The 23644-nt window shown below is 48.9% G+C and carries 20 protein-coding genes; 10 read left to right on the top strand and 10 right to left on the bottom strand.

Annotated features, from left to right (window positions below):
* Together folK and pcnB are read right to left on the bottom strand one after the other, a co-directional pair.
* Nucleotides 1-504: a 2-amino-4-hydroxy-6-hydroxymethyldihydropteridine diphosphokinase gene (gene folK / locus PHH59_RS04895; protein ID WP_300012113.1), complete on the bottom strand. Its 504-nt coding sequence runs from the start codon at nucleotides 502-504 to the stop codon at nucleotides 1-3.
* Between the two features lie 64 nt (nucleotides 505-568).
* On the bottom strand, nucleotides 569-1990 hold the full coding sequence (pcnB, locus tag PHH59_RS04890) for a polynucleotide adenylyltransferase PcnB (protein ID WP_300012110.1): 1422 nt from the start codon (nucleotides 1988-1990) through the stop codon (nucleotides 569-571).
* A 199-nt stretch (nucleotides 1991-2189) separates the two neighbouring features.
* Here pcnB and PHH59_RS04885 point away from each other — a divergent pair, with 199 nt between their 5' ends.
* From PHH59_RS04885 to PHH59_RS04860, 6 genes are all read left to right on the top strand, one after another.
* Complete coding sequence (locus PHH59_RS04885) at nucleotides 2190-2369, top strand: hypothetical protein (protein ID WP_300012107.1); 180 nt, start codon at nucleotides 2190-2192, stop codon at nucleotides 2367-2369.
* Nucleotides 2370-2834: an RDD family protein gene (locus PHH59_RS04880; protein ID WP_300247501.1), complete on the top strand. Its 465-nt coding sequence runs from the start codon at nucleotides 2370-2372 to the stop codon at nucleotides 2832-2834.
* A 56-nt stretch (nucleotides 2835-2890) separates the two neighbouring features.
* The gene (gene prlC / locus PHH59_RS04875) at nucleotides 2891-4930 is read left to right on the top strand and encodes an oligopeptidase A (protein ID WP_300012104.1); all 2040 of its coding nucleotides are present in this window, start codon (nucleotides 2891-2893) and stop codon (nucleotides 4928-4930) included.
* A 17-nt stretch (nucleotides 4931-4947) separates the two neighbouring features.
* Nucleotides 4948-5220: a hypothetical protein gene (locus tag PHH59_RS04870; protein ID WP_300012101.1), complete on the top strand. Its 273-nt coding sequence runs from the start codon at nucleotides 4948-4950 to the stop codon at nucleotides 5218-5220.
* 55 nt (nucleotides 5221-5275) lie between these two features.
* On the top strand, nucleotides 5276-6736 hold the full coding sequence (ubiD, locus tag PHH59_RS04865) for a 4-hydroxy-3-polyprenylbenzoate decarboxylase (RefSeq protein WP_300012098.1): 1461 nt from the start codon (nucleotides 5276-5278) through the stop codon (nucleotides 6734-6736).
* Nucleotides 6737-6855: 119 nt separating this feature from the next.
* On the top strand, nucleotides 6856-7683 hold the full coding sequence (locus tag PHH59_RS04860; RefSeq protein ID WP_300012095.1) for an ATP-binding protein: 828 nt from the start codon (nucleotides 6856-6858) through the stop codon (nucleotides 7681-7683).
* A gap of 70 nt (nucleotides 7684-7753) precedes the next feature.
* On the opposite strand, the gene PHH59_RS04855 is transcribed toward PHH59_RS04860, so the two are convergent.
* On the bottom strand, nucleotides 7754-9925 hold the full coding sequence (locus PHH59_RS04855) for a zeta toxin family protein (protein ID WP_300012092.1): 2172 nt from the start codon (nucleotides 9923-9925) through the stop codon (nucleotides 7754-7756).
* Between the two features lie 258 nt (nucleotides 9926-10183).
* On the opposite strand from PHH59_RS04855, the gene clpB reads away from it, so the two are divergent.
* Nucleotides 10184-12763 (top strand): ATP-dependent chaperone ClpB, encoded by a 2580-nt coding sequence (gene clpB / locus PHH59_RS04850; RefSeq protein ID WP_300012089.1) that lies wholly within the window; start codon nucleotides 10184-10186, stop codon nucleotides 12761-12763.
* A gap of 256 nt (nucleotides 12764-13019) precedes the next feature.
* On the opposite strand, the gene PHH59_RS04845 is transcribed toward clpB, so the two are convergent.
* From PHH59_RS04845 to PHH59_RS04835, 3 genes are all read right to left on the bottom strand, one after another.
* On the bottom strand, nucleotides 13020-15719 hold the full coding sequence (locus PHH59_RS04845) for a calcium-binding protein (protein ID WP_300012086.1): 2700 nt from the start codon (nucleotides 15717-15719) through the stop codon (nucleotides 13020-13022).
* Between the two features lie 761 nt (nucleotides 15720-16480).
* Nucleotides 16481-17200 (bottom strand): hypothetical protein, encoded by a 720-nt coding sequence (locus PHH59_RS04840; protein WP_300012083.1) that lies wholly within the window; start codon nucleotides 17198-17200, stop codon nucleotides 16481-16483.
* Nucleotides 17201-17584: 384 nt separating this feature from the next.
* A complete protein-coding gene (locus tag PHH59_RS04835; protein WP_300012080.1) occupies nucleotides 17585-18406 on the bottom strand; it encodes a thermonuclease family protein in 822 nt (273 codons plus the stop codon).
* 145 nt (nucleotides 18407-18551) lie between these two features.
* Between PHH59_RS04835 and PHH59_RS04830 the strand changes: the two genes are divergently transcribed.
* Nucleotides 18552-19391, top strand: a complete 840-nt coding sequence (locus PHH59_RS04830; RefSeq protein WP_300012077.1) for a class I SAM-dependent methyltransferase — start codon at nucleotides 18552-18554, stop codon at nucleotides 19389-19391.
* Between the two features lie 5 nt (nucleotides 19392-19396).
* Here PHH59_RS04830 and mobA read toward each other — a convergent pair whose 3' ends face one another.
* Complete coding sequence (mobA, locus tag PHH59_RS04825) at nucleotides 19397-19990, bottom strand: molybdenum cofactor guanylyltransferase MobA (RefSeq protein WP_300012074.1); 594 nt, start codon at nucleotides 19988-19990, stop codon at nucleotides 19397-19399.
* Nucleotides 19991-20171: 181 nt separating this feature from the next.
* On the opposite strand from mobA, the gene PHH59_RS04820 reads away from it, so the two are divergent.
* Nucleotides 20172-20573: a hypothetical protein gene (locus PHH59_RS04820; protein ID WP_300012071.1), complete on the top strand. Its 402-nt coding sequence runs from the start codon at nucleotides 20172-20174 to the stop codon at nucleotides 20571-20573.
* Nucleotides 20574-20609: 36 nt separating this feature from the next.
* On the opposite strand, the gene PHH59_RS04815 is transcribed toward PHH59_RS04820, so the two are convergent.
* Entirely contained in the window at nucleotides 20610-21065 is a 456-nt protein-coding gene (locus PHH59_RS04815; RefSeq protein ID WP_300012068.1) for an ATP-dependent zinc protease, read from the bottom strand.
* Between the two features lie 29 nt (nucleotides 21066-21094).
* On the opposite strand from PHH59_RS04815, the gene PHH59_RS04810 reads away from it, so the two are divergent.
* A complete protein-coding gene (locus tag PHH59_RS04810; RefSeq protein ID WP_300012065.1) occupies nucleotides 21095-21352 on the top strand; it encodes a GIY-YIG nuclease family protein in 258 nt (85 codons plus the stop codon).
* A gap of 109 nt (nucleotides 21353-21461) precedes the next feature.
* On the opposite strand, the gene ttcA is transcribed toward PHH59_RS04810, so the two are convergent.
* Together ttcA and fabB are read right to left on the bottom strand one after the other, a co-directional pair.
* Nucleotides 21462-22325: a tRNA 2-thiocytidine(32) synthetase TtcA gene (gene ttcA / locus PHH59_RS04805; protein WP_300012062.1), complete on the bottom strand. Its 864-nt coding sequence runs from the start codon at nucleotides 22323-22325 to the stop codon at nucleotides 21462-21464.
* Between the two features lie 93 nt (nucleotides 22326-22418).
* Nucleotides 22419-23639 (bottom strand): beta-ketoacyl-ACP synthase I, encoded by a 1221-nt coding sequence (gene fabB, locus PHH59_RS04800; protein ID WP_300012059.1) that lies wholly within the window; start codon nucleotides 23637-23639, stop codon nucleotides 22419-22421.
* Between the last annotated feature and the right edge of the window lie 5 nt (nucleotides 23640-23644).

Below are 23644 nucleotides of genomic sequence, written 5' to 3'. Positions count from 1 at the left end.
TCAGTCCAGGCGTTGAAGTCCGGTCATAGGACAGTTTACCAGCAAATCATCAATACGGCCCTTACCTGGAATAATCAAATGAGGGGCTATTTCCGATAAAGGCATCAGCACAAAAGGCCGCTCGGCAATGCCGTTATGGGGCACCACCAATTCCGGCAAATCAATAAAAAGTTCGCCATAGAGCAATATATCCAAATCCAGGGTCCTAGCTCCCCAGCGTTGCCCTTTGCGTTCACGTCCATGCGCTTTTTCAATGGCTTGCAGATTCTGCAACAAGGCTTGGGGCGATAAACGGGTGCTTATCGCCATCACGGCATTGATATAATCCGGCTGGTTTTGTGGGCCCATAGGCAAACTGCGGTATAAACTGGAGCAGGCAAGCTCATTTACACCGCTAATCCGCGCTATGGCATGTCGGGCGGATTTGACCTGCTCGACCGGTTCGGCAAGATTGCTGCCCAACCCCAAATAAACTAGGGTCGTTTCAGAATTGGGTTGGTTCATGATTCAACATAATGGGATCTACGGTGGCTTGCAACAATATGCAGTGATTCATATACAAGACTTTTTAGCCTTGCACTTCAGTGCCAGTGGAGATAGTGGTGGATTTTTTCCGGTAACTTCTTTTGCGTCCCGACTTGCTATTGGGGTTTTTGCGGGATGGCTGGGTCATTTTTCTTTGTTCGGTTTCACTGGCATTTTGGTAAATGTCCCACCACTGTGCCAATTCAGGATCAGCCCCGCCAGTTGCAGCGCGTAACAACAGAAAATCATAGCCCGCCCGAAAGCGCGGATGCAATATCAGACGGCTAGGTTTGGAACCAGTACAGTTATTGAATTTAGGTTGCAGGCTCCAAACTTCACGGATCGCCAGGCTAATATGCCGGGGCAAGGCAGTATATCTAAGCTGCCTGGCAATAATTTCGCTCGCGGCATCTTGGTAGGCCATGTATTCGACCTGCCCTTCGGTCATTTTTTGGGTCGCCAGCAAACGTACCGGTTCCCATAAAAACGCCGCAAACAGAAAATAAGCGGTCACCGATTTGCCATCGGCGATACGGTTGTCAGAATTCTCCAGGGCCTTGATCAAAAGCAAGCGGGGGAAGCCGTTGTCTTCATTGGCAAGGCTGCGCTCAGTATCAGGGAACAATATCTGGAACAAACCATAATGCCTTAAGCTTTCAAAAGTTTGTAAGGCATATCCATACAAAAACAATTTCAGCACTTCATCATAAAGCCGTGCGGCAGGGATGCTTGCCAACAACTCTGCGGCCCCGTGCAATGCTTTTTCACAATCAGGTTCTAGTTTAAAGCCTAGCTTTACGGAAAAACGCACCGCCCGCAACATCCTCACCGGATCTTCACGGAAACGGGTATGCGGGTCACCGATGAGCCTGAGCGTGGCATTTCTGTGGTCTTCCATACCCCGCACATAATCCACGACAGAAAAATCTTTGATATTGTAGTAAAGGGCGTTGACGGTAAAATCCCGGCGCCAAACATCTTCTTCAATCGTGCCATAGACATTGTCACGCAATAAACGACCTTCGTTGTTCAGCACCTGGCCGTCGTTTTGTGACTCGCCAGCACCACGGAACGTCGCCACCTCTATCACTTCCCTGCCAAAATGGACATGTGCCAGACGGAACCGCCGCCCGATAATCCGGCAATTGCGGAACACTTTACGGACTTGTTCTGGATCGGCGTTGGTCACCACATCAAAATCTTTAGGTTCACGTCCCAGTAATAAATCCCGTACACAGCCACCCACCAAATAAGCATCGAAACCTTCTTTCTGTAGGCGATACAGGACTTTTAACGCATTTTCACTAATTTGGGCGCGAGAAATAGTATGCTCCGAACGTGCATAAACCCTAACTTTCCCAATCTCTGGAGGCGAAATCTGGCCTATAGCCGATTGAATTATTTTTTTGAACAGATTTAAAATGAGTGTTACACCAATGTTAATTTTTCTAATTATATTAATCATACCATTTGAACGGATTCTAGCCCACCATAGCAAGTTTCTTTTCTTTTACATTCCCCTTTTGATTATAGTAGAATCATTGTTCTGGTTTTTTATCAAGCCCGCTGATTTTTTAAAGCCTAGCGTGCATTTAACCAGATAAAAGATCAGCGAACCATTTTTTTACACACTCGCACCCTTCAATGTGCTTGACGGAATTATTATGTTTAAGAAAATTATTTGTGGTTTTATTGACCACCCAGTTCTCACCAGTATTTTTGCAGCAGATTTTTTTATCCTTCTGTTCCACAGGCCGCCTTTCCTGTTTTCTTTGGCGATGCTCGCCGGATTAATGGCTATGTGCCTATATTTTGGTCAGAAACTCGCTTTGTTTAAGAACTGATTGTCCCTTCAACAAGAAACTCAAACCTCCCTGTCAGGCTCAAATCCTCAGCCTGTCCCAGGTTTTTGGCGCAGATTAGCAGCAGTTATTTACGATCTTATCCTACTGATTGCTGTTTTTTTTGTCGCCACTGCATTGTTATTGCCGCTAAACTCAGGCGAAGCTTTCACCCGCCAACAATTTCTCTACCCCCTATACCTGCTGGCCATCAGTTTTATTTTTTATGGCTGGTTCTGGACCCACGGCGGACAAACCTTAGGTCTAAAAGCCTGGAAAATGAGGGTTTTGACACTTGAGCACAAGCCGTTAAACTGGACGCAAGCATTCATACGTTTTGTTACCTCCTTGCTATCCTGGGGGATTTTCGGGCTGGGTTTTTTGTGGATACTTTTCGATAAAAACCAGCGTGGCTGGCACGATCACCTATCCAAGACAGCAGTGTTTTTTGACGCTCAAAAAAAATAATAACAACGATTCCGTTATCATCACCTTAACGTAACCATGAGCCTATTCCTTTAACCATGAAAAATCCATTACTCACCGACAGCCTTTTACCGTTATTTTCAGAAATAAAACCGGAACACGTTGAACCCGCTATCGACCAGTTACTAGCCGAAGCCCGCACCGTTGTTGAGGCTTGCCTGCAAAGCAAACAGAATTTCACCTGGGATAAACTGGTCGCACCGATAGCGGATGCCGAAGACCGCCTGAACAAAGCCTGGTCCCCCGTCAGCCATCTGAACTCTGTCTGCAACAACGAAGAACTGCGTGCCGCCTATAACGCCTGCCTGCCTAAACTCAGCGCGTATGCAACCGAAATGGGGCAAAACAAGCGGCTGTTCTATGCATATCGGCTAATCGCCAAACATTCCGAATTTTCTACATTCGACAGCGCACAACAAAAAATCATCCGCAACGCCTTGCGTGACTTCCGCTTGTCCGGCGTCGCCTTAAGCGAAGAAAAAAAGCAACGCTACAAAGAAATTTGCCAGGAATTAAGCCGGCACACCAGCCATTTTGAAGAAAATGTCCTCGATGCCACCAATGCCTGGAACAAGGTCATCAGCAACAAACGCGACCTGGTCGGCCTGCCCGAATCCGCCATCGCGGGGGCGAAACAAGCCGCCGTACAGGCAGGTGAAGAAGGCTATTTATTGACCTTGCAATTCCCATCTTACATCGCGGTCATGACGTATGCCGACAGCCGCGAATTGCGCCGCGAAATCTACGAGGCCAACGCAACCCGCGCATCCGAAATCGGCCCGTATGCCGGATATTTTGACAACGGCCTGTTGATGGAACAGATTTTGTCGTTGCGCCATGAAAAAGCCAGGCTCTTAGGTTTCAATAACTACGCGGAATTGTCGCTGACCACCAAAATGGCGAAGAAACCCGAAGATGTGGTCAACTTCCTCGAAGATTTGGCGACCAAATCCTGGCGGCAAGCGCGTAATGACCTGATCGAACTACAAGAATACGCCAAAGAACATCATGCCTTCATTGAAATGGAAGCTTGGGACATCAGCTATTTTTCTGAAAAAATGCGCCAGCATTTCTACCAACTCTCACAAGAAGAAGTTAAAAGCTATTTTCCTGTCACCCGCGTCCTGCCTGGTTTGTTCGCCGTCGTCGAGCGTCTGTATGGTTTAAAAATCACCGAACTACTCGAATTTGATACATGGCATCCTGACGTACAGTTTTTCCAGATCCACGATAAAGACGGTAATCTGCGCGGACAGTTTTATATCGACCTCTACGCCCGCCCCAAAAAACGCGGCGGCGCATGGATGGACGATTGCGTAGGCCGCAAAAAATCCGGTGACAGCATCCAAATTCCGGTCGCTTACCTGACCTGCAATTTCACGCCACCCACCGCCGACACCCCCGCCTTGTTGACCCACGACGAAGTCACCACGCTGTTTCACGAATTCGGCCACGGCCTGCACCACATGCTGACCCAAGTCGATCACTTGGGCGTGTCCGGCATCAATGGCGTGGAATGGGATGCGGTGGAATTGCCCAGCCAATTCATGGAAAACTGGTGCTGGGAAAAGGACGCGCTGGCGTTAATGTCCGGCCATTACCAAACTGGCGAGCCCTTGCCCGATAGCTTATTTGAAAAAATGCTCGCGGCAAAAAACTTCCAGGCCGGCATGTTCATGGTCAGGCAATTGGAATTCAGCCTGTTCGATTTTCGGATGCACCTGGAATACGACCCGAACAAAGGCGGGCGCATCTACGAAATCCTCGAACAAGTCAGAAACCAAGTCGCCGTCATCCATCCCCCCAAATTCAACCGCTTCCCGCACAGCTTCACGCATATTTTCGCAGGCGGCTACGCGGCGGGATATTACAGTTACAAATGGGCGGAAGTGTTATCCAGCGACGCCTATTCCTTGTTTGAAGAACAGGGCATTTTCGACCAACAAACCGGCTTGTCATTCCTGAACAATATCCTAGAAAAAGGCGGCAGCCAAAACGCGATGGACTTGTTCATCAACTTTCGTGGGCGCGAGCCGAATATTGACGCATTGCTCCGCCACAATGGCATAGAAGCTTAATTTTCTTTTCTATCGGCATGAAAAAAATCAATCCATCTCCAAAAAATCGCGTTAGCTTACTAGACCGTCTGGCAGTTGCATGGCTCTCAGGTGTAACATCTGCGATTACTGGAGGAATATTTTATGCTGGATGGATAAATTTTAATGCAGATAATGAGAATTCCGACGTTGCCACTAACACTCTAATTGGTTTCGTTTTAATTATGACGGTACTTGGTTTTTTCTTGCTGGAAAATCTGCTTGCCAGAATTCTGGGTTGGTTATGGTCTTTATTGGCAACAAATGGCTGAAATTTAGTTAGTGCCAATCTCTTAACTATCTAGGATATTTAATTTTAATAAGCTCATGAAATATAGAGACTTGCGTGACTTTATCGCGCAACTGGAAAAACAGGGCGAGCTAAAACGCATCACCATTGAAGTCGATCCCTACTTGGAAATGACTGAAATCTGTGACCGTGTCTTAAAGCAAGGCGGCCCCGCCCTGCTTTTTGAAAACCCCAAAGGCTCGCACACGCCCGTGCTGGCGAACCTGTTCGGCACACCACGCCGCGTCGCGATGGGCATGGGCGCGGAAGATGTCAGCGAATTGCGCGGCATCGGCGAATTGCTGGCTTATTTGAAAGAGCCGGAACCGCCCAAAGGCATGAAAGATGCGTTTGAAAAAATCCCGGTGTTCAAACAAGTGCTGAACATGGCCCCGAAACTGGTCAAATCGCCACCGTGCCAGGAAATCAGCCGTATTGGCAATGAAGTCGATTTGGGCGATTATCCCATCCAAACCTGTTGGCCCGAAGATGCCGGGCCGTTGATCACTTGGCCCTTGGTCATCACCAAAGGCCCGCACAAAGAGCGGCAAAACCTCGGCATTTACCGCCAGCAAGTCATCGCCAAAAACAAAGTCATCATGCGTTGGCTCGCGCACCGTGGTGGCGCCTTGGATTTTAAGGAATGGCAAACCGCCCACCCTGGCGAGCCGTTTCCGGTGGCGGTCGCACTGGGTGCCGACCCAGCGACGATTCTTGCCGCCGTCACGCCCGTACCCGATAGCTTGTCGGAATATGCGTTTGCAGGTCTATTGCGCGGCGGCAAGACTGAAGTCGCCAAATGCCTGACACATGATTTGCAAGTGCCCGCCAGCGCGGAAATTGTCCTGGAAGGCTTTATCTACCCAGGCGAAACCGCCCTCGAAGGCCCGTTCGGCGACCACACCGGTTACTACAACGAAGTCGATGAATTCCCTGTTTTCACGATAGAGCGCATCACCCAACGCACCGCGCCGATTTACCACAGCACGTTCACGGGCAGACCACCGGATGAACCGGCTATCTTGGGCGTGGCCTTAAATGAAGTGTTTGTGCCGATCTTGCAAAAGCAATTTCCTGAAATCACTGATTTTTACCTGCCGCCGGAAGGCTGCTCCTACCGCATGGCGGTCATCAGCATGAAAAAGCAATACGCCGGACACGCCAAACGCGTCATGCTCGGCACATGGTCGTATTTGCGCCAGTTCATGTACACCAAGTTTGTGATTGTCGTTGACGATGACGTGGATGTCCGCAACTGGCAAGATGTGATCTGGGCCATCACCACGCGCATGGATCCGGCACGGGATTTGACGATACTGGAAAACACGCCGATTGATTATCTGGATTTTGCCTCGCCCGTGTCCGGTTTAGGTTCCAAAGTCGGTTTTGACGCCACCAACAAATGGCCCGGCGAAACCCACCGCGAATGGGGACGGACCATTGCCATGAACCCTGATGTAATCAAAAAAGTTGACGGACTTTGGGCGACATTGTTTTGATGGGCGGGTAAAAAGACAATCGTGGAGAAGTTGCAGCTTTTATGAGTTATAGATTTGGATTTCTTTAACCATTGATGCAGAGCTTGCAATGCCACATCCCTACCCCCATAAATAGCATTATGAAAAGATTCTTCTTACTGATGCTGTCGCTTTGGAAACAGCAGCTCAAACTCTACGCCGCCGCCGCGTTGATCGGTGCGGCAATCGGCGTGTTCATCCTCGCCCCCAGCTACAATTTCGTTTATTCGCGGGAAAACACCAACAACAAGCTCTCTTCTTTGGAATATGTGTTCAGCGAGTTGGTCTCGATTTTTGATGGCAATATCGCCGAAGACAATCTGATCTTATTTTATGCTGAAATCGGCGCGATGCTGGGCCTGTTTTCGGTGGGCATTTATGGAGTTTTACACAAACGGCTGACCCGTATCGAATCTTTAAAAGCCGAATTGCAAAAAGATTTGGCGCCGATTATCGCCCAAGGCGAGGGCCCGCATCTGGAATTCAAATCGTCGTTCCGTTGGGATTTGGAACAATCCCGTATCAACCGCACCCTGGAAGGGGTCGTGCTAAAAACCTTGGCGGGTTTTTTAAACAGCAGCTATGGCGGCACCTTACTGATAGGCGTGTCCGACAACGGCACGGTTTTAGGATTGGAAAAAGATTACCAATCGCTGAAAAAATCCAATCAGGACGGTTTTGAACAAGCCATCATGACCGCCATCTCCACCAACCTAGGCGCGGACTTGTGCAGCTCCGTGCATGTGTTGTTCCATGTCATCGAGCAAAAAGACATTTGCCGGCTCATCATCAGCCCCGCCCATCGCCCCGTGTTTTTCACCCAAAACGGCACACCAAAATTATTTGTCAGGACTGGCGGTGCAACGCGGGATTTGAATATCCAGGAAGCCTTGGAGTTTGTACAGATCCGCTGGAAACGCGAGGCATGAATCAGGCGGACAACAAGCATTCCATCCACAATACAGTCATCCCTAATTTCTCAGCTCTGGTCAACAAGCCCTAACAACTCGGCGAATCCTGCAACCTGGTCATCCACGGCTCTTTTGCACAGGGATCGACATGGAAGGACAAGGCTTCGGGTTTATGCAGCAAACCCTCTTCTCCCGACGCATTCGGATTCAACTGCCGTTTCTCGACAAAATCCACCATCCGCCTCGTGTTATAAATCACTAAAACGCGGTAACCGTGGCTGCTATGATAAATTTGATAAGCCACATTGCTTTCAACAAAGGCAGGATTGCGGTTGATCAAAGCCGAAACCGCATCAATGTCGTTGTTGGCCAGGTTTTTCAACACCGAATCATTGTGTTCATACATCATTAAACGCAGATGCTCCGCTAAAGAACCGGCGCATTGATGGCGTTGCAAAGCCCGCACTTCGTCATCGTCGCAAGCGTAACTTTCCGCGACCAGATAATGCTTGTCGCGCTCGCCATCATTGGCAAACAGCGACAATTTTTCCAACGATCTATGTTGCAAAGCAGCCAGAAATGATCCTGGCGCACGGATGTGTTTGTCCACCGTCACGACCCACGGCAACGCCCTTCCGGTTTTGGCAAAGCGGTCTTTGACGCTTTTGATCACCGCCGAACGTGGCAATTCATCTTCACGGCCTTCGGGTTTGACGAGAAAAGCATCCACCGCCGTAATTTGGGTGTGGAAACCGGCGGATTTGAAATTATCAATAATATCGGCGTAACGTGGTTTATAAGGAATCCCCGTACCGTCATATAAAATATTGATCCGCCCCGCTATGGCATGTTGTGCGACCAATCCCCGTAAACGGTTGGCAAACGGTTCGACGAACACATAATCGTCACTGTGATGGCTGGCGGCGGTCAAGACCGTGTATAAATCGCTGAGCTTACGGAATTCATCCAGCGAAGCGATCACGAAATTCTCCCCGCAGCGGGCGGCGGCAATCTCTTCCACCGCCGTCTTGCCAGAACCCGCCCCGCCCATGCTCATAAACAATTTGGGATATTCATCGACCGTTTTACCTTCAAAAATAGCATTTCTGGCATTTTCCAGTTTTTGCGTCATCCGGCTGACGCGCTCGTAAGCGATTTCGACACCACGGCACAAACGCAGATCCCCTTCCGCCACCTGCAATAACTGATTTTTTAACGCGTCATTATTCGCCAAATGGTAGATGGTCACCCCTTCCCCGGCGCATTGTTTGATCAGCTCGACCAATTCCGTATGCCCTGGCGCACGTAAGCCGGTCAGAATATTGACATCCAAACAAAACAGCGGGGCGAGGCCGTTTTCAGCGACACTGATGCCGTCGATTTCGGTGTCCCGTCCCGGACGCAGGGCTTCAGTGCCCGGAAGATAGCCTATGATAGGCTCGGATAGGCCGGGCGGATAATCGGCGAATTGTTTGCCGGGCAAAAACAACTCTTCATGTATGCTGCTCATCGGCACCAGCCCGCCGTTGACCGTCACCAAACACTCGATGCCATCGGTGGTTTTATGCGATAAAAACGGGATGCCTAAAACAAATTTCTTGTTTTCCGGCCATTTGCCATAACCGTTGGCGATATTCTGCAAACTTTTGCAACGCGCCGCTTCCAAGGCATGTTGAAAAGCCAAGGTGATGTCCTCGATGCTGCTGTCTTGATGATGCAAGGCCAGCGGGTCATTTTTTTCCAGCCGCCGAAAATCAATGCCCTGTTCATAAACGGCTTTGAAAGCGGGCAGCTTGCCCAAGGCGACCATAAACAAATCCAGCGTGATGCGGTTGCCATAAGCAAATGGCCTGACTGAGCGCATTTTCTGGTAAAACACGCTCAAGCGTTCGGCGATGTTTCCGGTTTGGATGACAAAACCGTTGTTATCGAAAATCGCGGTGTCTTTGTTGTCATCACCATCCAACACCAGCCGTTCTATGGTTTCCCGAAACTGTTTACGCCTGGCGGCTTCCGGCATGTTGCCCGGACGATGGCTGACCGTAGCCTGGTCTTTCCAATCAAAAAAAATTTCCCGGTGGATACGTGAGAACAACTCGGTCAGATAAGTCACCCGTTTCGCCTGGTCTTGGGACACGGTGTTTTCTATTTCGCGTTGTAATGTGCTTAACATCACACAGCCTTGCGCAATCGCCAGGGCGGTACGCAATTTTTTCAGTTGTTGATAGCCGAGTATCGAGTGGGACGAGTTGTCATTCATGGTATCTTCATATCCTTCGGAAAACCGTTTTTGAATTGCAATTTAAACGATTTTGACCTAAAAGCATAGGTATGGGACACAAAGCATTTTTCCCTGAAAATTACTGTGGTCGGGCTGATAGGCTAATATTGGTATAAGGGGAATACGTAACATCAGATATTCAATAAATATTTTTGCCCCGAAACCATAGCTCACTTGAAATGCCTCATATCTGCACCATATTAGCTATCATTAAAACACTTTACACAGGTCACACCTATGCGCATGGATAAATTAACCAGCAAGTTCCAATCTGCACTTGCCGATGCCCAAAGCTTGGCTTTGGGAAAAGACCATCAATTTATAGAACCCACCCACGTCATGAGCGCGTTGCTAGACCAGGAAGGCGGCAGCATCAAACCCTTGTTGGCACAACTCAATGTCAACACCAACCAGTTCCGACAAGAACTGGGCAAAATCATCGACCGTATCGCCACCGTCAGCGGTTCTGGCGGCGATGTGCAACTGTCCAATGAATCGACAAGATTGCTGAACCTCACCGACAAACTGGCGCAAAAACGCCAAGACCAGTTCATTTCCAGCGAACTGTTCCTGCTTGCCGCGTGTGAAGAAAAAGGCGTTCTGAATGAACTGCTGAAAAAATTTGGCGTGGCTAAAGCCGCCTTGGAAAAAGCCATAGACACTATGCGCGGCGGCGCGGCGGTCAACGATGCCAATGCCGAAGACCAACGCCAGGCCTTGAAAAAATACACCATTGACCTGACCGAACGCGCCGAATCAGGCAAACTCGACCCGGTCATCGGGCGTGACGATGAAATCCGCCGCACCATCCAAGTCTTGCAACGCCGCACCAAGAACAACCCGGTGCTGATAGGCGAACCGGGCGTGGGCAAAACCGCGATAGTCGAAGGTTTGGCGCAACGCATCGTCAACGGCGAAGTCCCCGAAGGCATGAAACACAAACAAGTCTTGGCCTTGGACATGGCTGCCCTGATTGCCGGCGCAAAATTCCGTGGCGAATTTGAAGAGCGTCTGAAAGGCGTCTTGAACGATTTGGCAAAACAAGAAGGCCAAGTGATTTTATTCATCGACGAATTGCACACGATGGTCGGGGCAGGCAAAGCGGAAGGCGCGATGGACGCGGGCAATATGCTCAAACCCGCCTTGGCGCGTGGCGAACTGCATTGCGTGGGCGCGACCACGCTGGATGAATACCGTCGGTATGTCGAAAAAGACGCCGCCCTTGAACGCCGTTTCCAAAAAGTCTTGGTCGATGAGCCATCAGTGGAAGACACCATCGCCATTTTGCGCGGCCTGAAAGAAAAATACGAAGTCCATCACGGCGTGGAAATCACCGACCCCGCCATCGTCGCCGCCGCCACTTTGTCGTACCGCTATATCGCCGACCGCCAATTGCCGGACAAAGCCATTGATTTGATCGACGAAGCCGCCAGCCGTATCCGTATGGAAATTGATTCCAAACCGGAAGCGATGGACAGGTTGCACCGCCGTTTAATCCAATTAAAAATCGAACAAGTCGCGCTGAAAAAAGAAAAAGACAGCGCGTCGAAAAAACGCCTGGAAATTCTCGAAGATGAAATTGCTGATCTGGAAAAAGAATATTCGGATTTGGAAGAAATCTGGAAAGCCGAAAAAGCTTCACTGCAAGGTTCGGCTTCGGTGAAAGAAAAATTGGAACACGCCAAAACCGATTTGGAAGCCGCCCGCCGTGCTAACGATTTGGCACGGCAAGCCGAATTGCAATACGGCATTATTCCGGCTCTGGAACAACAACTAAATCACGCCGTACCTGCCGAAGCCCCGAAAATGACCTTGTTGCGCAATAAAGTCACCGATGAGGAAATCGCCGAAGTGGTTTCCAAATGGACAGGCATTCCGGCCTCGAAAATGCTCGAAGGCGAGCGTGACAAATTGTTGCGGATGGAAGAGTCGCTCGGCCAGCGCGTGGTCGGCCAGCAAGAAGCCCTGAAAGCGGTCAGCAACGCGATACGCCGCTCCCGTGCCGGATTGTCCGACCCCAACCGCCCGAACGGCTCGTTCATGTTCTTGGGCCCTACGGGTGTGGGTAAAACCGAATTATGCAAGGCCTTGGCGGAATTCATGTTCGACACCACCGACGCGATGGTGCGTATCGACATGTCCGAATTCATGGAAAAACATTCGGTGGCGCGTTTGATTGGCGCCCCTCCGGGCTATGTCGGTTATGAAGAAGGCGGTTATCTGACCGAACTGGTGCGGCGCAAACCGTACTCGGTGATCCTGATGGACGAAATCGAAAAAGCCCATCCCGATGTCTTTAACGTGCTGTTGCAAGTCTTGGATGACGGACGCTTGACCGACGGGCAAGGCCGCACGGTCGATTTCCGTAACACCGTCATCGTCATGACTTCCAACTTAGGTTCCGACATCATCCAGGAACTGGCGGGCGAGGCCTTGTATCCGGTCATGAAAGCGGCGGTGATGGAAAAAGTCAGCCAACACTTCCGCCCCGAATTCATCAACCGTATTGATGAGGCCGTGGTGTTCCATCCGCTGGGACGCGAACAAATCCGCGCCATTTCCAACATCCAGATCGAGCACTTGCGCCAACGTTTGCAAGACCGCGACATTGGCTTCGTCATCAGCGATGCGGCCTTGGATTTATTGGGTGAAGCGGGCTTTGATCCGGTTTATGGCGCAAGGCCAATGAAACGGGCGATACAACAACACCTGGAAAATCCGCTGGCGCAGGAGATTTTGTCAGGGCATTTTGCCGGTGGGGATGTGATTAACGTGAAGGTTAATGACGTAGGGGATTTGGTTTTTTCCAGAACCTAATAGGGGGCGGGCCTCTAGCCAGTGACTTAAGGGCGGGACGGGGTTTGCTTACCCCGTCCTTAACGTTTCACAATAACCTTAGGCACTCAAAACAGACACTCAAAACGTTACGGAACGGGTCGCTTAAGGTGCCTACTGTTGGAGCAAACCCGTTCCAACCATAAGGAGCAACGACAAAAAAGATGGCTACAAGGGTGAACCCAAATGCAAGCTCAAATATATTGTTTCCACACTTGCGCCACCATTTCAAGCAAATTTACGCAAACGCATAATCCGCTAGAGCAGTTTGTGCCGTACCTTGCAGTGTCCCAATTAGCGTCAATTCCGATGCTTCAACTTGAGCATTGGTATTGGCTGATTGGAACAAATAAACGGCACTATCGGCATTATTGCTAACCGTAAACAAGCTAGTATCGCCCGCACCATAAGCCGCCGTTGCTGAGCCTATAATAGCAGCCGCTGATGTCGTGTTGATCTTTCCGGTGATAGTCGAACTAATAATCACCAGCTCCGCAGTATTAGAAAATCCACCAGTAGCGGTTATCATGCCGTTGTCGATGATATGGTCCCCATTACCAATCTTTAATATCCCCAGTGTATTGTCTGGGATTCGCAGATGGTCAATGCCTGTGACGAAATCTTTAACAATATCAGCACTCTTGATTGTCGCCAGCACAAAAGTATCGGCACCGCCCCCGCCTTTAAGCGTGTCGTCACCATTACCACCCGCCAAAATATTGGCGGCACTATTTCCCGTCAATTGATTATTAGCCCCGTTACCTTTACCGTCAATTGCCGCTGTTCCGGTCAATATCAGATTTTCAACATTACTCGCCAAATCATAGCTGACAGAGCTTTTGACCGTGTCAACATCCCCTTTCACGCCAATATCTTCAATGACCAGATCACCGGCATCGTCAACAAAATACAGGTCACTGCCTGAGCCGCCGGTCATTTTGTCAGCTTTCGCCAGACCGCTTAACACATCATTTCCTGCACCGCCTTTCAGATTGTCTTTAGCCGAAGTACCCACCAAGAAATTACTGACACTGATGCCATCTGCGAACTGAAATTGCCCCACCCGGTAATTTACATCGCCGCTAAAATAATAGTCTACGGTCAACGAACTGCTGCTTCCATACTGGATTAGCAAATGGTTGGTATTAACGGGACTTGTCAGCACAGCGGAAATATCGATGGAAGCCAAATCTGTAAATTTAACAAGGTCGGCACTGCCATCCGTATCGTAATTATTCAATTCATCGCGGCCATCGGCTTGGCTGAATACATAGATATCCGCACCCTCATCACCTTGCAAATAATCATTACCAATCCCGCCAGTTAGCGTATCACCACCATCCCCTCCATACAGAGTATCGTAACCAGAACCGCCGTTCAAAATATCAACGCCCGTTCCGCCGTATAGTGTATCTTTGCCTGCCAGGCCATTGAGCGTGTTCGCCATGCCATCAAACGCGTACAAGGCTTCGCTATAAGAGGTGCCATTGTGTTGTTGGGCAATGTTGGCTATGTCCCAGGCCTTATCGGTAAATTGGAACTTATCGACGCGGTAATTGGCACCACCAGAAAAATAAGACTCGATGGTCAACTGCCCACCGGCATACTGCAAGACTAGGTTATCGGTATTGAATTGCTCGAACACCGCCAACACTTTAGTTGAGGCAACATCGGTGAAAGTGACCAGATCCGCCTTGCTGTCATCATCATAGTTGTTAATATAATCAACGCCGTCACCTTTACTGAACAGGTAGTTGTCGGAACCGTTATTGCCGTACAGATTATCGTTACCCGCCCCACCGTTCAGGGTGTCGGCATTATTACCGCCGTACAGATTATCGTTACCCGCCCCACCGTTCAGGGTGTCGGCATTATTACCGCCGTTCAGGGTATCGTCCCCTGCCAAGCCATTGATTGTGTTCGCCATGCCATCGAACGCGGACAAGGCTTCGCCATAAGAAGTGCCATTATGCTGCTGGGCAATGTTGGCTATGTCCCAGGCCTTATCGGTAAATTGGAACTTATCGACGCGGTAATTTGCATCACCAGAAAAATAAGACTCGATGGTCAACTGCCCACCGGCATACTGCAAGACTAGGTTATCGGTATTGAATTGCTCGAACACAGCCAACACTTTAGTTGAGGCAACATCGGTGAAAGTGACCAGATCCGCCTTGCTGTCATCATCATAGTTGTTAATATAATCAACGCCGTCACCTTTACTGAACAGGTAGTTGTCGGAACCGTTATTGCCTTCCAGGGTGTCGCTACCCGTGCCGCCGTTCAGGGTATCGTTACCCACTCCCCCATATAGAACATCATTATCTGCGCCCCCCGTCAGGATATCGTTGCCATCATTTCCCGACAAAGTATCGTTGCCTATCCCACCGTTTAGGGTGTCGGCATTATTACCGCCGTTCAGGGTATCGTCCCCTGCCAAGCCGTTGAGCGTGTTCGCCATGCCATCGAACGCGGACAAGGCTTCGCTATAAGAGGTTCCATTGTGTTGTTGGGCAATGCTGGTTATGTCCCAGGCCTTATCGGTAAATTGGAACTTATCGACGCGGTAATTTGCATCACCAGAAAAATATCCTTGTAGGGTTACCTCACCCCCCGCATATTGCAGAATCAGGTCATCGGTATTGAATTGCTCGAAAACTGCCAAGACTTCTGTGGAAGCCACATCGGTGAATTTAACAATGTCCTTGCTATTGTCAGTATCGTAGTTATTGATGTAATCCAGACCGTCGCCTTTACTAAACTGGTAGGTATCCACCCCCGCATCACCTTGTAGGTAGTCGTTGCCCAAACCGCCAATTAAAGTATCGCCCCCCGCATCGCCATAGATACTGTCATTGCCATCAAAGCCATTGAGGATGTCATTTTTTATCGAACCATTGAGGGTGTTGTCGTCGTCATCACCATTAAAAGTCGCCATGAATTTTCTCCAAATAAAAGTTAAATTATGAATGAACAAACAGCCTTCCAATAACAAGCAAGCAACATAAATCTTGTTAAACGGGCTACTCTTTCATTCTAGCGATTATTTACGGAAAAGATAGTGAATAACTCACACTTAAGGTTTCAAAATTGCTATAGGCACTAAAAACGTTACGGAACGGGTCGCTTAAGACGCCTACTGTTGGAACACACTCGTTCCGGCTCGGCCTTTAAAATCACCAACGTGGCCAATATAAACCCTAGCATCTAACTTAAGGACAGGACTAAAAAGGCTCTAACCGAAACCAAGGCGGAGCTAATTCGTTAGAGTCTCTATATGGGTTTCTGGGTCTTTTTAACCAAAACAGCCAGTAACGAAGACAGCAAACTTTTGCCGCGTTTTCTGACGTTATGGACAAACTCAAAAAAGCTCAGTTACAGCGGCACAAGGCTTGGGATATGCCCTGGGTGCGGGCGCAGCCAGACACGCCAGCGACCAGAAACCCTCCATCGTATTCGAATGGACTTCGCAGAAGCCGTCGCCGTCCCTTCGACAAGCTCAGGACAGGCTTCGTCACGGGCGTATTCCCCCGCCGAGTGGTTGACGGTCTTGTGTGGATAGCCCCACGCCTCCAAGCGGCTGTACCCTCCGGGGCATAAATAAATTATGAGTGGGGCTTCCATTGATCTTACTAAAATAACAGTGCCTGAATATTAGGCATTTTAGCAAAAGACCCCAAAACCCATATAGAGCTAAACTCAATTTGCCAAACGCCCAATCACTATATGGCGGGTAGATTGTAAGCTGTAAAAAACGGAAGTTTTGACTGTGCTCCAAGCGTAACCGACTACCGTACCGGCATTATCGGCATATAAACGTAATTTCCCCCTACCGACGCCGGAATCCCATGTATTGTCCGGCATCATGCGGGTATCGGCCGGACCATGACCCGTTTTTGAAGAGTCAATGATGCTAAGTTCAAACTGTTGGGTATTGGCAATGATGGGGGCGGTCGCCGTGCGCGGTTTGGCAATATCGTCCGCCATCATCACATGGCCTGTCACCGTGGCATCCTCTTCGTTATACTCAACCGCCAAAATATCGCCTTTTTGAATATCATTGATGTTGGTAAGCATCGTGAAACCATTTTGGGCTTCAATGGCATCATGATAAAGGTTTGCCGTAGGGCTAGTTGAACCAAACCATTGGCTAAAATCGCTATCAGTCCAGTTATAGGCTTGTTTAAGCAAACGTGTGACAAATGAGCTACATTGGGTGCGGTTTTCATACGTTGTCCAACCATTGAACCCCGCCCAATAGACATACGTTGGGTTGTTGGCATACTCATTTTTGTCCGGGGTGATATTAATGACCAAATTGTCGGCCCAAGCGACATGGGCAGGGTCTGCATAAGCAATGGAAGCGGAAAAAAAACTGGCGGCTAAAATGACACGGGTAAAGGTTGATAAAGTTTTCACGATTGGCTCCTAAGTGCGTGTTTTAAAAGTCTCGATTTAGTAAAAATTGGTCACAATCAAGTGGGTTGCCCGAACGTAACATTGGAAAATTGGATGAAATCACCTTGTTTCAAGATGAATTTGATCTAAAAAAACCTCAGTTTTCACCACCGCCGTACTTTTAAAACACGCACTAAGTAAATTGATTAACTAACATGATGGTTAGTTTATAGGTTCACGCCTGAAATGACTGCGAGTGATTTACATAGTTTATTGTGGACTATTTACCTGGAAACTCGTAGGCGTGGTTGAAGCGGCAACAAATGCTTACAGCCTACCGCTTCATCCCCGCATGTAAATCACGCAAACTGAATTTAATCTAGGTTAAACCCTATACAATGGTAATCACCGCAAGATAAGCATTGCGCTCGGATGCCGGATCAACATCACCAACCTGTCCTTATTTTTGCTTAGCCACCCCCGTACTTCCAGATTTTTGCCACGATAAGCTTGCACATCGGGAAACAACGGCAAATTGTCTTTTTCGATACGCGCTGCAAAAGCATCAGAAAACTTCAGATACACCGACTTGCCCGTCGTATAAACATCCTGCACTTTTCCGCTCACGCGTTGCCAGTGGTGTTTGTCATAAACGCCTTCGTCCACTTGGCTGGCGGCAATCGGGGCGTATTCAGGATTACCCCAAATCCCTAATTTAGCTTGTTCGGCGTGTTGTTCCGCTGCAAGCAATTCACGGACGTATCCCAAATTGGGCGGGAAAATATTCATCGTCCCCAAGCCCAATGCCACCAGTTGCACATTGATATGCTCCTTGTTTTCGGTAATCAGATGCGCCAGTGTCCTGCCGTATTTGTCGGTTTTTTCTACACCCATTTCCAGCCGCACACGGGTGTTTCGCAATTTTTCCTGCAACCATTGTTTTGCCGCGTCGCCCCCGGCATCGGCTTTATTGCCGCGATGGGCCACTTCTGGCGTGTTGACGCCCAGAAAACGGATTCTGCGTCCATCCTGTAAAAGCACCGTATCGCCATCGTAAACTGTTTTCACATGAAAGAAATCATAGCCCGGTTTAATGTCCAGCTTTTGGGCGACAGGATCGATGGGTTTATCCGCAAAATGCTTGCGGCCTTCGACATCTTGCCATTGGTAAACGTCGGCATGGGCGTTTAGCCACACGGCCAACCATAACATCAATAAAATCTTCATAAATGAGCCGGTCTGCTAAAATTGATCAAATTTTCCTCTTTAACCATGCTGGGCACGTTAGTAAAACTCCGCGTCCTTCGTGTCTTTCGTGGTTAGTTTTCAATAGGCTTAGGTTTTTTCAACCCTAACAACACACGAGACTTACATGAAAAACGCCGAAACACCCGTCGTCAAACTGCCTTATTTCGATTATCTGCTCGACTTGCTAAAAGGCGGCGATGAGTCCGTGACCAAAAGTTTTGGCCGGCATGTCCACTGGGGCTACTGGGAAAATCCCCAGAGTGCAGATTTAACCACGGAAGATTTTGGACAAGCCGCCGAAGCGCTTTCTGCACAAGTCTGCCTGGCGGGCCATATCCAAAACGGCTTGAAAGTCCTGGATGTTGGTTGCGGCTTTGGCGGTACTATCGCACACATCAACGAGCGTTATTTAAACATGGATTTGGTCGGCTTAAACTTGGATGAACGCCAATTGGAACGCGCCCGTGCCACGGTCATCGCCGCCGGACAAAACCGCATCGAATTCCACCAAGGCAATGCCTGCACCCTCCCCTATCCTGACGAATCGTTTGACGTGGTGCTTGCCGTGGAATGTATTTTTCATTTCCCTGATCGTACCCAGTTTTTCAAAGAAGCTTACCGCGTCCTCAAACCCGGTGGTTATTTGGCCTTGTCCGATTTTGTCGCCGATAAAAAATTGTTGCCGTTCACGCGTCTGAAACTACCCGATTGGACGTTTTACGGCAAATGCAACCTGCAATTCTCCACGGAGCATTACCACAAACTCGCCAGGCAAACGCAATTTGAATGCGTCACTGAGCGCGACATCACCGTCAACACCTTGCCGACTTACCGTTATTTAAGAAGATTGGCCCGGCAACAGGGCAAGATCATCAGCAAAAGCGCCGTTATTGAAACGCTGGGGGCAGAAATCGCCAGCCGTTTGGCCTTGTTGAATTATGTGATTTATGGATTTAGGAAGTAATTTTTTTACAAGTGTTGACGCTCTAATTTGACAAGTTCATCCAAGGTGTTGATGTTCATGAACAGCCCAGGTTGGGAGCTAAAGTCAACGGGTAAGGTTTTATATTGCATCAACCACGTTTCGACTTTGCGATGACCCCCTGCCAGATACGCTTGTAAATCCGTTTTTAGTGCGGTTTTTATCGCCAGAAACACCGGATGCCAACGCCCCCCAACAACAGCAACGGCGGCATCGGCATTTTGTTCATAACGGCGGTCTATCAGTGTTTGCAACTGGGCGGATCGCATCAACGGCGAATCGCAAGGCATGACCAGCAGCACCTCGGTTTGGCAATAATCCATTGCCGTCAATATGCCTGCCAAAGGGCCATCGAAGTTATCGGACTGGTCGCTAATGACAGGCAGGCCGAATTGCCGATAATCGCCGATGTTGCGGTTGGCGTTGATAATCAGCTCATCGACCACAGGCTGCATCGCGGTGATGGCGTAATTAATGAGCGGCAACCCTTTGAAATTTACCAAACCCTTGTCCTGATGGTCCATGCGTCTGGCTAACCCGCCCGCCAGGATCACGCCGGTGATTGATTCTTTGTTTTTCATAAAAACAGCTTATAACCCCCAAAAAGCCTAAGCAGGTTTGGCCTTATCACTTAATGCCACAAATTCGGATATTTGCCAGCCTATCAGAGAAACCCAAAAGGTTTTCAGTTAAAATAACACTTAGCCTACAGCTATTTCCCGCTCCCTACGGAGCTGTATATTTTTGAATAGAGCATCATTTATGAAAGCATCACCTTTATTATCTATGTTGACGATGGCCTTAATGACTATCAGCGCGGGCTGTTCGACCACGCCAGAACAAACACCCGTGACTACACCCGTTGCTGGACAAACGCTTGTCAATGATTTCCCCACCCGCGACCGCGTTGAATATGTTTTGAACTGCGTGGCGCAACACGGTGGCTTGAATTACATCAACCAATATGCTTGTGGTTGCAAAATCGATAAAATCGCCGAAAAACTGTCTTTCAGCGATTATGAAGCAGCGAAAACTTTCAATTATTTAAAAAGCACCCCGGGTGAAAGCGGCGGGGTTTTCCGTGATCCTAAGCAATCCAAAGACTTGCGGGCGCAGCTTAAAGAAGCCGACGCCTATGCCGAAAAAAGCTGTTTTGTAAAATAAACTGGCTTAGCGATGGATTAGTTTGTGCTAATCAGCTTAAGTTTTAAGCTGGGGTTTGCCTTGCAAATACGACGCGGTGGGGGCGATGATAAAGCGTTTGTCCATCGCGGTGCGCCCGATTAGCAACCGAAACAACATACTATCGCGGTTAGTCAGCGTCATTTCGGCGGTGATCAGTGATTGGCCTATCATCAATTGGGTGTCAATTACATAGCGAAGTTGCTTGTGACCGCCGGAATCTGAAACCACACGCTGGTCTTTAACAGCGGCATGGCACTCTATCGAAATGTCGGTGTTTTTCTGGATAGGATGAATGGCGAACATCACCCAAGGTTCACCACCTTTTCGATAAGGCTCTATAGCAAAAGCATGTAACGCAGATGAACGCGCGCCGGTATCGATTTTGGCTTTAATCTGCACGATGTTGAAATCTGGCAACGCCACCCATTCGCGCCACCCCAGCATGGGCATACCTGTTAATAATTCCGGCATTATCCTATCTATCTCCTTACCCGCTGACAATGAATTGGTCTGTTTATATTATTTTATGTACTGATGAATCGCTTTATACCGGCATTTCGACCAATGTATCCAAGCGTTTTGCCCAACATGCCAGCCAGCAAGGTGCGAAATATTTTCGTGGACGGCAACCCAAACAATTGCTTTATGTAGAAAACAACCATAACCGCAGTTCTGCTAGCCAACGTGAAAGTATGATCAAGAAATTAACTCGAATGGAGAAATGGCGGCTGGTTGATTCTGATTGCAACCAATTGTAAACAATTCTATGTATAAAAAACTACCACAATAGGAATGAAAAAACGACACTTAACTGTCTGGAAAATGAAAACATATAACGCAAAGTCTTTAAATACTAGATGTTGGATATTATTGCGCCAGAACTTCCATACCGCTATCTAACCTATCCAATTCTTGTGAAAATAGCTCCCGCCCAAGTTTTAGATTGGTAAAATCGAATAATCGGGGATCGGCGAGTTGCGAGGGGGCGACATTTTGCAGGCTGGTGAAAATAGTTTCCAAACGCCCAGGAAATTGTTTATCCCAGCTTTTTAACATCACTTTCATGGCTTTTCTTTGCAGATTCTCTTGTGAACCACACAAATTACAGGGAATGATCGGGAAATTTTTAAACGCACAATAGCGTTCAATGTCTTTTTCGCGGCAGTACGCTAAGGGCCTGATGACGATGTTTTTCTTATCGTCGCTCAACAGCTTGGGCGGCATGGCCTTAAGTTTGCCACCGTAGAAAATGTTCAGGAAGAACGTCTCCAGAATATCGTCGCGATGGTGGCCCAAGGCGATTTTGGTCACGCCGTTGGCCTCCGCATAGCCGTATAAAGTCCCTCGCCGTAAACGTGAGCAAAGGCTACAAGTAGTCTGGCCTTCGGGTATCACCCGTTTGACGACGCTGTAAGTGTCTTTTTCGATGATGTGGTAAGGCACACCTAGGGATTGCAGATAGTCAGGCAAGACATGTTCGGGAAATCCCGGTTGTTTTTGGTCAAGATTGACGGCAATCACTTCAAAGCTGACCGGCGCGGTTTTTTGCAAATTCAACAAAATATCCAGCAAGGTGTAAGAGTCTTTGCCACCGGACAGGCACACCATCACCTTGTCGCCGTCTTCAATCATTTTGTAATCGGCAATGGCATCGCCGACATAATGACGTAAACGTTTTTGTAATTTATTGAACTGGGTACGGGATTTTTGTGGGAGATTGTCGTCTGACATGGTCAGCAAAATAATAGTATGGAAGGAACTGCGGAATGGGTTCTTAGCGTTACGGAGTTGGCATTGCCGCCAAACCCCGTGGCTGAGGGTTTTTTAGCCGTGGTAGCGTTCGAAAATCAACGTGGCGTTAGTGCCGCCGAAGCCGAAGCTGTTGGACATGACAGTGTTGAGGGTGATGTTATCCTGGCGTTCACGGACGATGGGGATACCAATGGCATCGGCATCCAAGTCCGTGATATTGGCAGACGCGCTCAAGAAATTTTCTTGCATCATCAATAAAGAATAAATCGCTTCGTTGACACCTGCCGCACCTAGCGCATGTCCGGTCAAGGACTTGGTGGAACTGACCCACGGCATGTTTTCTTCAGCAAACACGGTGCGTAACGCGCCCAATTCTTTGGTGTCGCCGACTGGTGTGCTGGTACCGTGGGCATTGATGTAGTCAATTTTATTGTGGACAGTCGCCATCGCTTGCTGCATACAACGCACGGCACCTTCGCCAGAGGGTTGCACCATGTCGTACCCATCGGAAGTTGCGCCATAGCCGGTCAATTCGGCGTAGATTTTCGCGCCACGGGCTTTGGCATGTTCCAATTCTTCAATGACCAGCACCCCGCCGCCGCCGGAAATGACAAAACCGTCGCGGCTGTGGTCATAAGGCCTGGACGCTGTAGTTGGCGTGTCGTTATATTTGGAAGACATCGCCCCCATCGCGTCAAACAAGACCGACATAGTCCAATGCACTTCTTCGCCGCCGCCGGCAAAGACAATGTCTTGTTTGCCCATTTGGATCAATTCCATCGCATGGCCGATACAATGCGCACTGGTCGCACAGGCCGAGGTGATCGAATAATTGACGCCTTTGATTTTATAGGGGGTCGCCAAGCAAGCGGTGTTGGTGCTGGACATGGCACGGGGAACCATATAAGGCCCGACTTTTTTTACGCCCTTGCTACGCAAAATATCGGCGGCTTCAACCAAATTGGAAGTGGACGGCCCGCCGGAACCCATCACCAAGCCCGTCCTGACATTGGAAACGTCAGAGTCTTCCAAGCCTGAATCGGCAATCGCCTGCTGCATGGCGATGTAATTGAATGCCGCGCCATCACCCATGAAGCGTTTGATCTTACGGTCGATAAACGCATCGCAATCTATGGATATAGCACCGTGGATTTGGCAACGGAAGCCCAATTCCTTGTAAATTTCTGCAAATACGATTCCTGAACGGCCCTCCCGTAGGGAACCGATAACCTCTGTTTGGTTGTTGCCGATGCTGGAAACAATTCCTAAACCGGTTACCACGACTCTTCTCATTGCTA

Origin of the sequence: Methylovulum sp., assembly GCF_028687615.1 — a bacterium.
In the GTDB taxonomy this organism is placed as follows: Bacteria; Pseudomonadota; Gammaproteobacteria; order Methylococcales; family Methylomonadaceae; genus Methylovulum.
Note: the sequence above shows the minus strand (reverse complement) of the source record. Positions and strands in the feature narration are given on the sequence as shown.

Bases quoted from the DNA above. Each gene is read 5' to 3' on its own strand.
- prlC (WP_300012104.1), top strand. From the start codon at position 2,891: ATGAAAAATCCATTACTCACCGACAGCCTTTTACCGTTATTTTCAGAA.
- PHH59_RS04830 (WP_300012077.1), top strand. From the start codon at position 18,552: ATGAAAAACGCCGAAACACCCGTCGTCAAACTGCCTTATTTCGATTAT.
- PHH59_RS04885 (WP_300012107.1), top strand. From the start codon at position 2,190: ATGTTTAAGAAAATTATTTGTGGTTTTATTGACCACCCAGTTCTCACC.
- PHH59_RS04845 (WP_300012086.1), bottom strand. From the start codon at position 15,719: ATGGCGACTTTTAATGGTGATGACGACGACAACACCCTCAATGGTTCG.
- PHH59_RS04810 (WP_300012065.1), top strand. From the start codon at position 21,095: ATGAATTGGTCTGTTTATATTATTTTATGTACTGATGAATCGCTTTAT.
- PHH59_RS04820 (WP_300012071.1), top strand. From the start codon at position 20,172: ATGAAAGCATCACCTTTATTATCTATGTTGACGATGGCCTTAATGACT.
- PHH59_RS04860 (WP_300012095.1), top strand. From the start codon at position 6,856: ATGAAAAGATTCTTCTTACTGATGCTGTCGCTTTGGAAACAGCAGCTC.
- mobA (WP_300012074.1), bottom strand. From the start codon at position 19,990: ATGAAAAACAAAGAATCAATCACCGGCGTGATCCTGGCGGGCGGGTTA.
- folK (WP_300012113.1), bottom strand. From the start codon at position 504: ATGAACCAACCCAATTCTGAAACGACCCTAGTTTATTTGGGGTTGGGC.
- PHH59_RS04855 (WP_300012092.1), bottom strand. From the start codon at position 9,925: ATGAATGACAACTCGTCCCACTCGATACTCGGCTATCAACAACTGAAA.
- PHH59_RS04870 (WP_300012101.1), top strand. From the start codon at position 4,948: ATGAAAAAAATCAATCCATCTCCAAAAAATCGCGTTAGCTTACTAGAC.
- ttcA (WP_300012062.1), bottom strand. From the start codon at position 22,325: ATGTCAGACGACAATCTCCCACAAAAATCCCGTACCCAGTTCAATAAA.
- fabB (WP_300012059.1), bottom strand. From the start codon at position 23,639: ATGAGAAGAGTCGTGGTAACCGGTTTAGGAATTGTTTCCAGCATCGGC.
- PHH59_RS04835 (WP_300012080.1), bottom strand. From the start codon at position 18,406: ATGAAGATTTTATTGATGTTATGGTTGGCCGTGTGGCTAAACGCCCAT.
- ubiD (WP_300012098.1), top strand. From the start codon at position 5,276: ATGAAATATAGAGACTTGCGTGACTTTATCGCGCAACTGGAAAAACAG.
- pcnB (WP_300012110.1), bottom strand. From the start codon at position 1,990: ATGATTAATATAATTAGAAAAATTAACATTGGTGTAACACTCATTTTA.
- clpB (WP_300012089.1), top strand. From the start codon at position 10,184: ATGCGCATGGATAAATTAACCAGCAAGTTCCAATCTGCACTTGCCGAT.
- PHH59_RS04815 (WP_300012068.1), bottom strand. From the start codon at position 21,065: ATGCCGGAATTATTAACAGGTATGCCCATGCTGGGGTGGCGCGAATGG.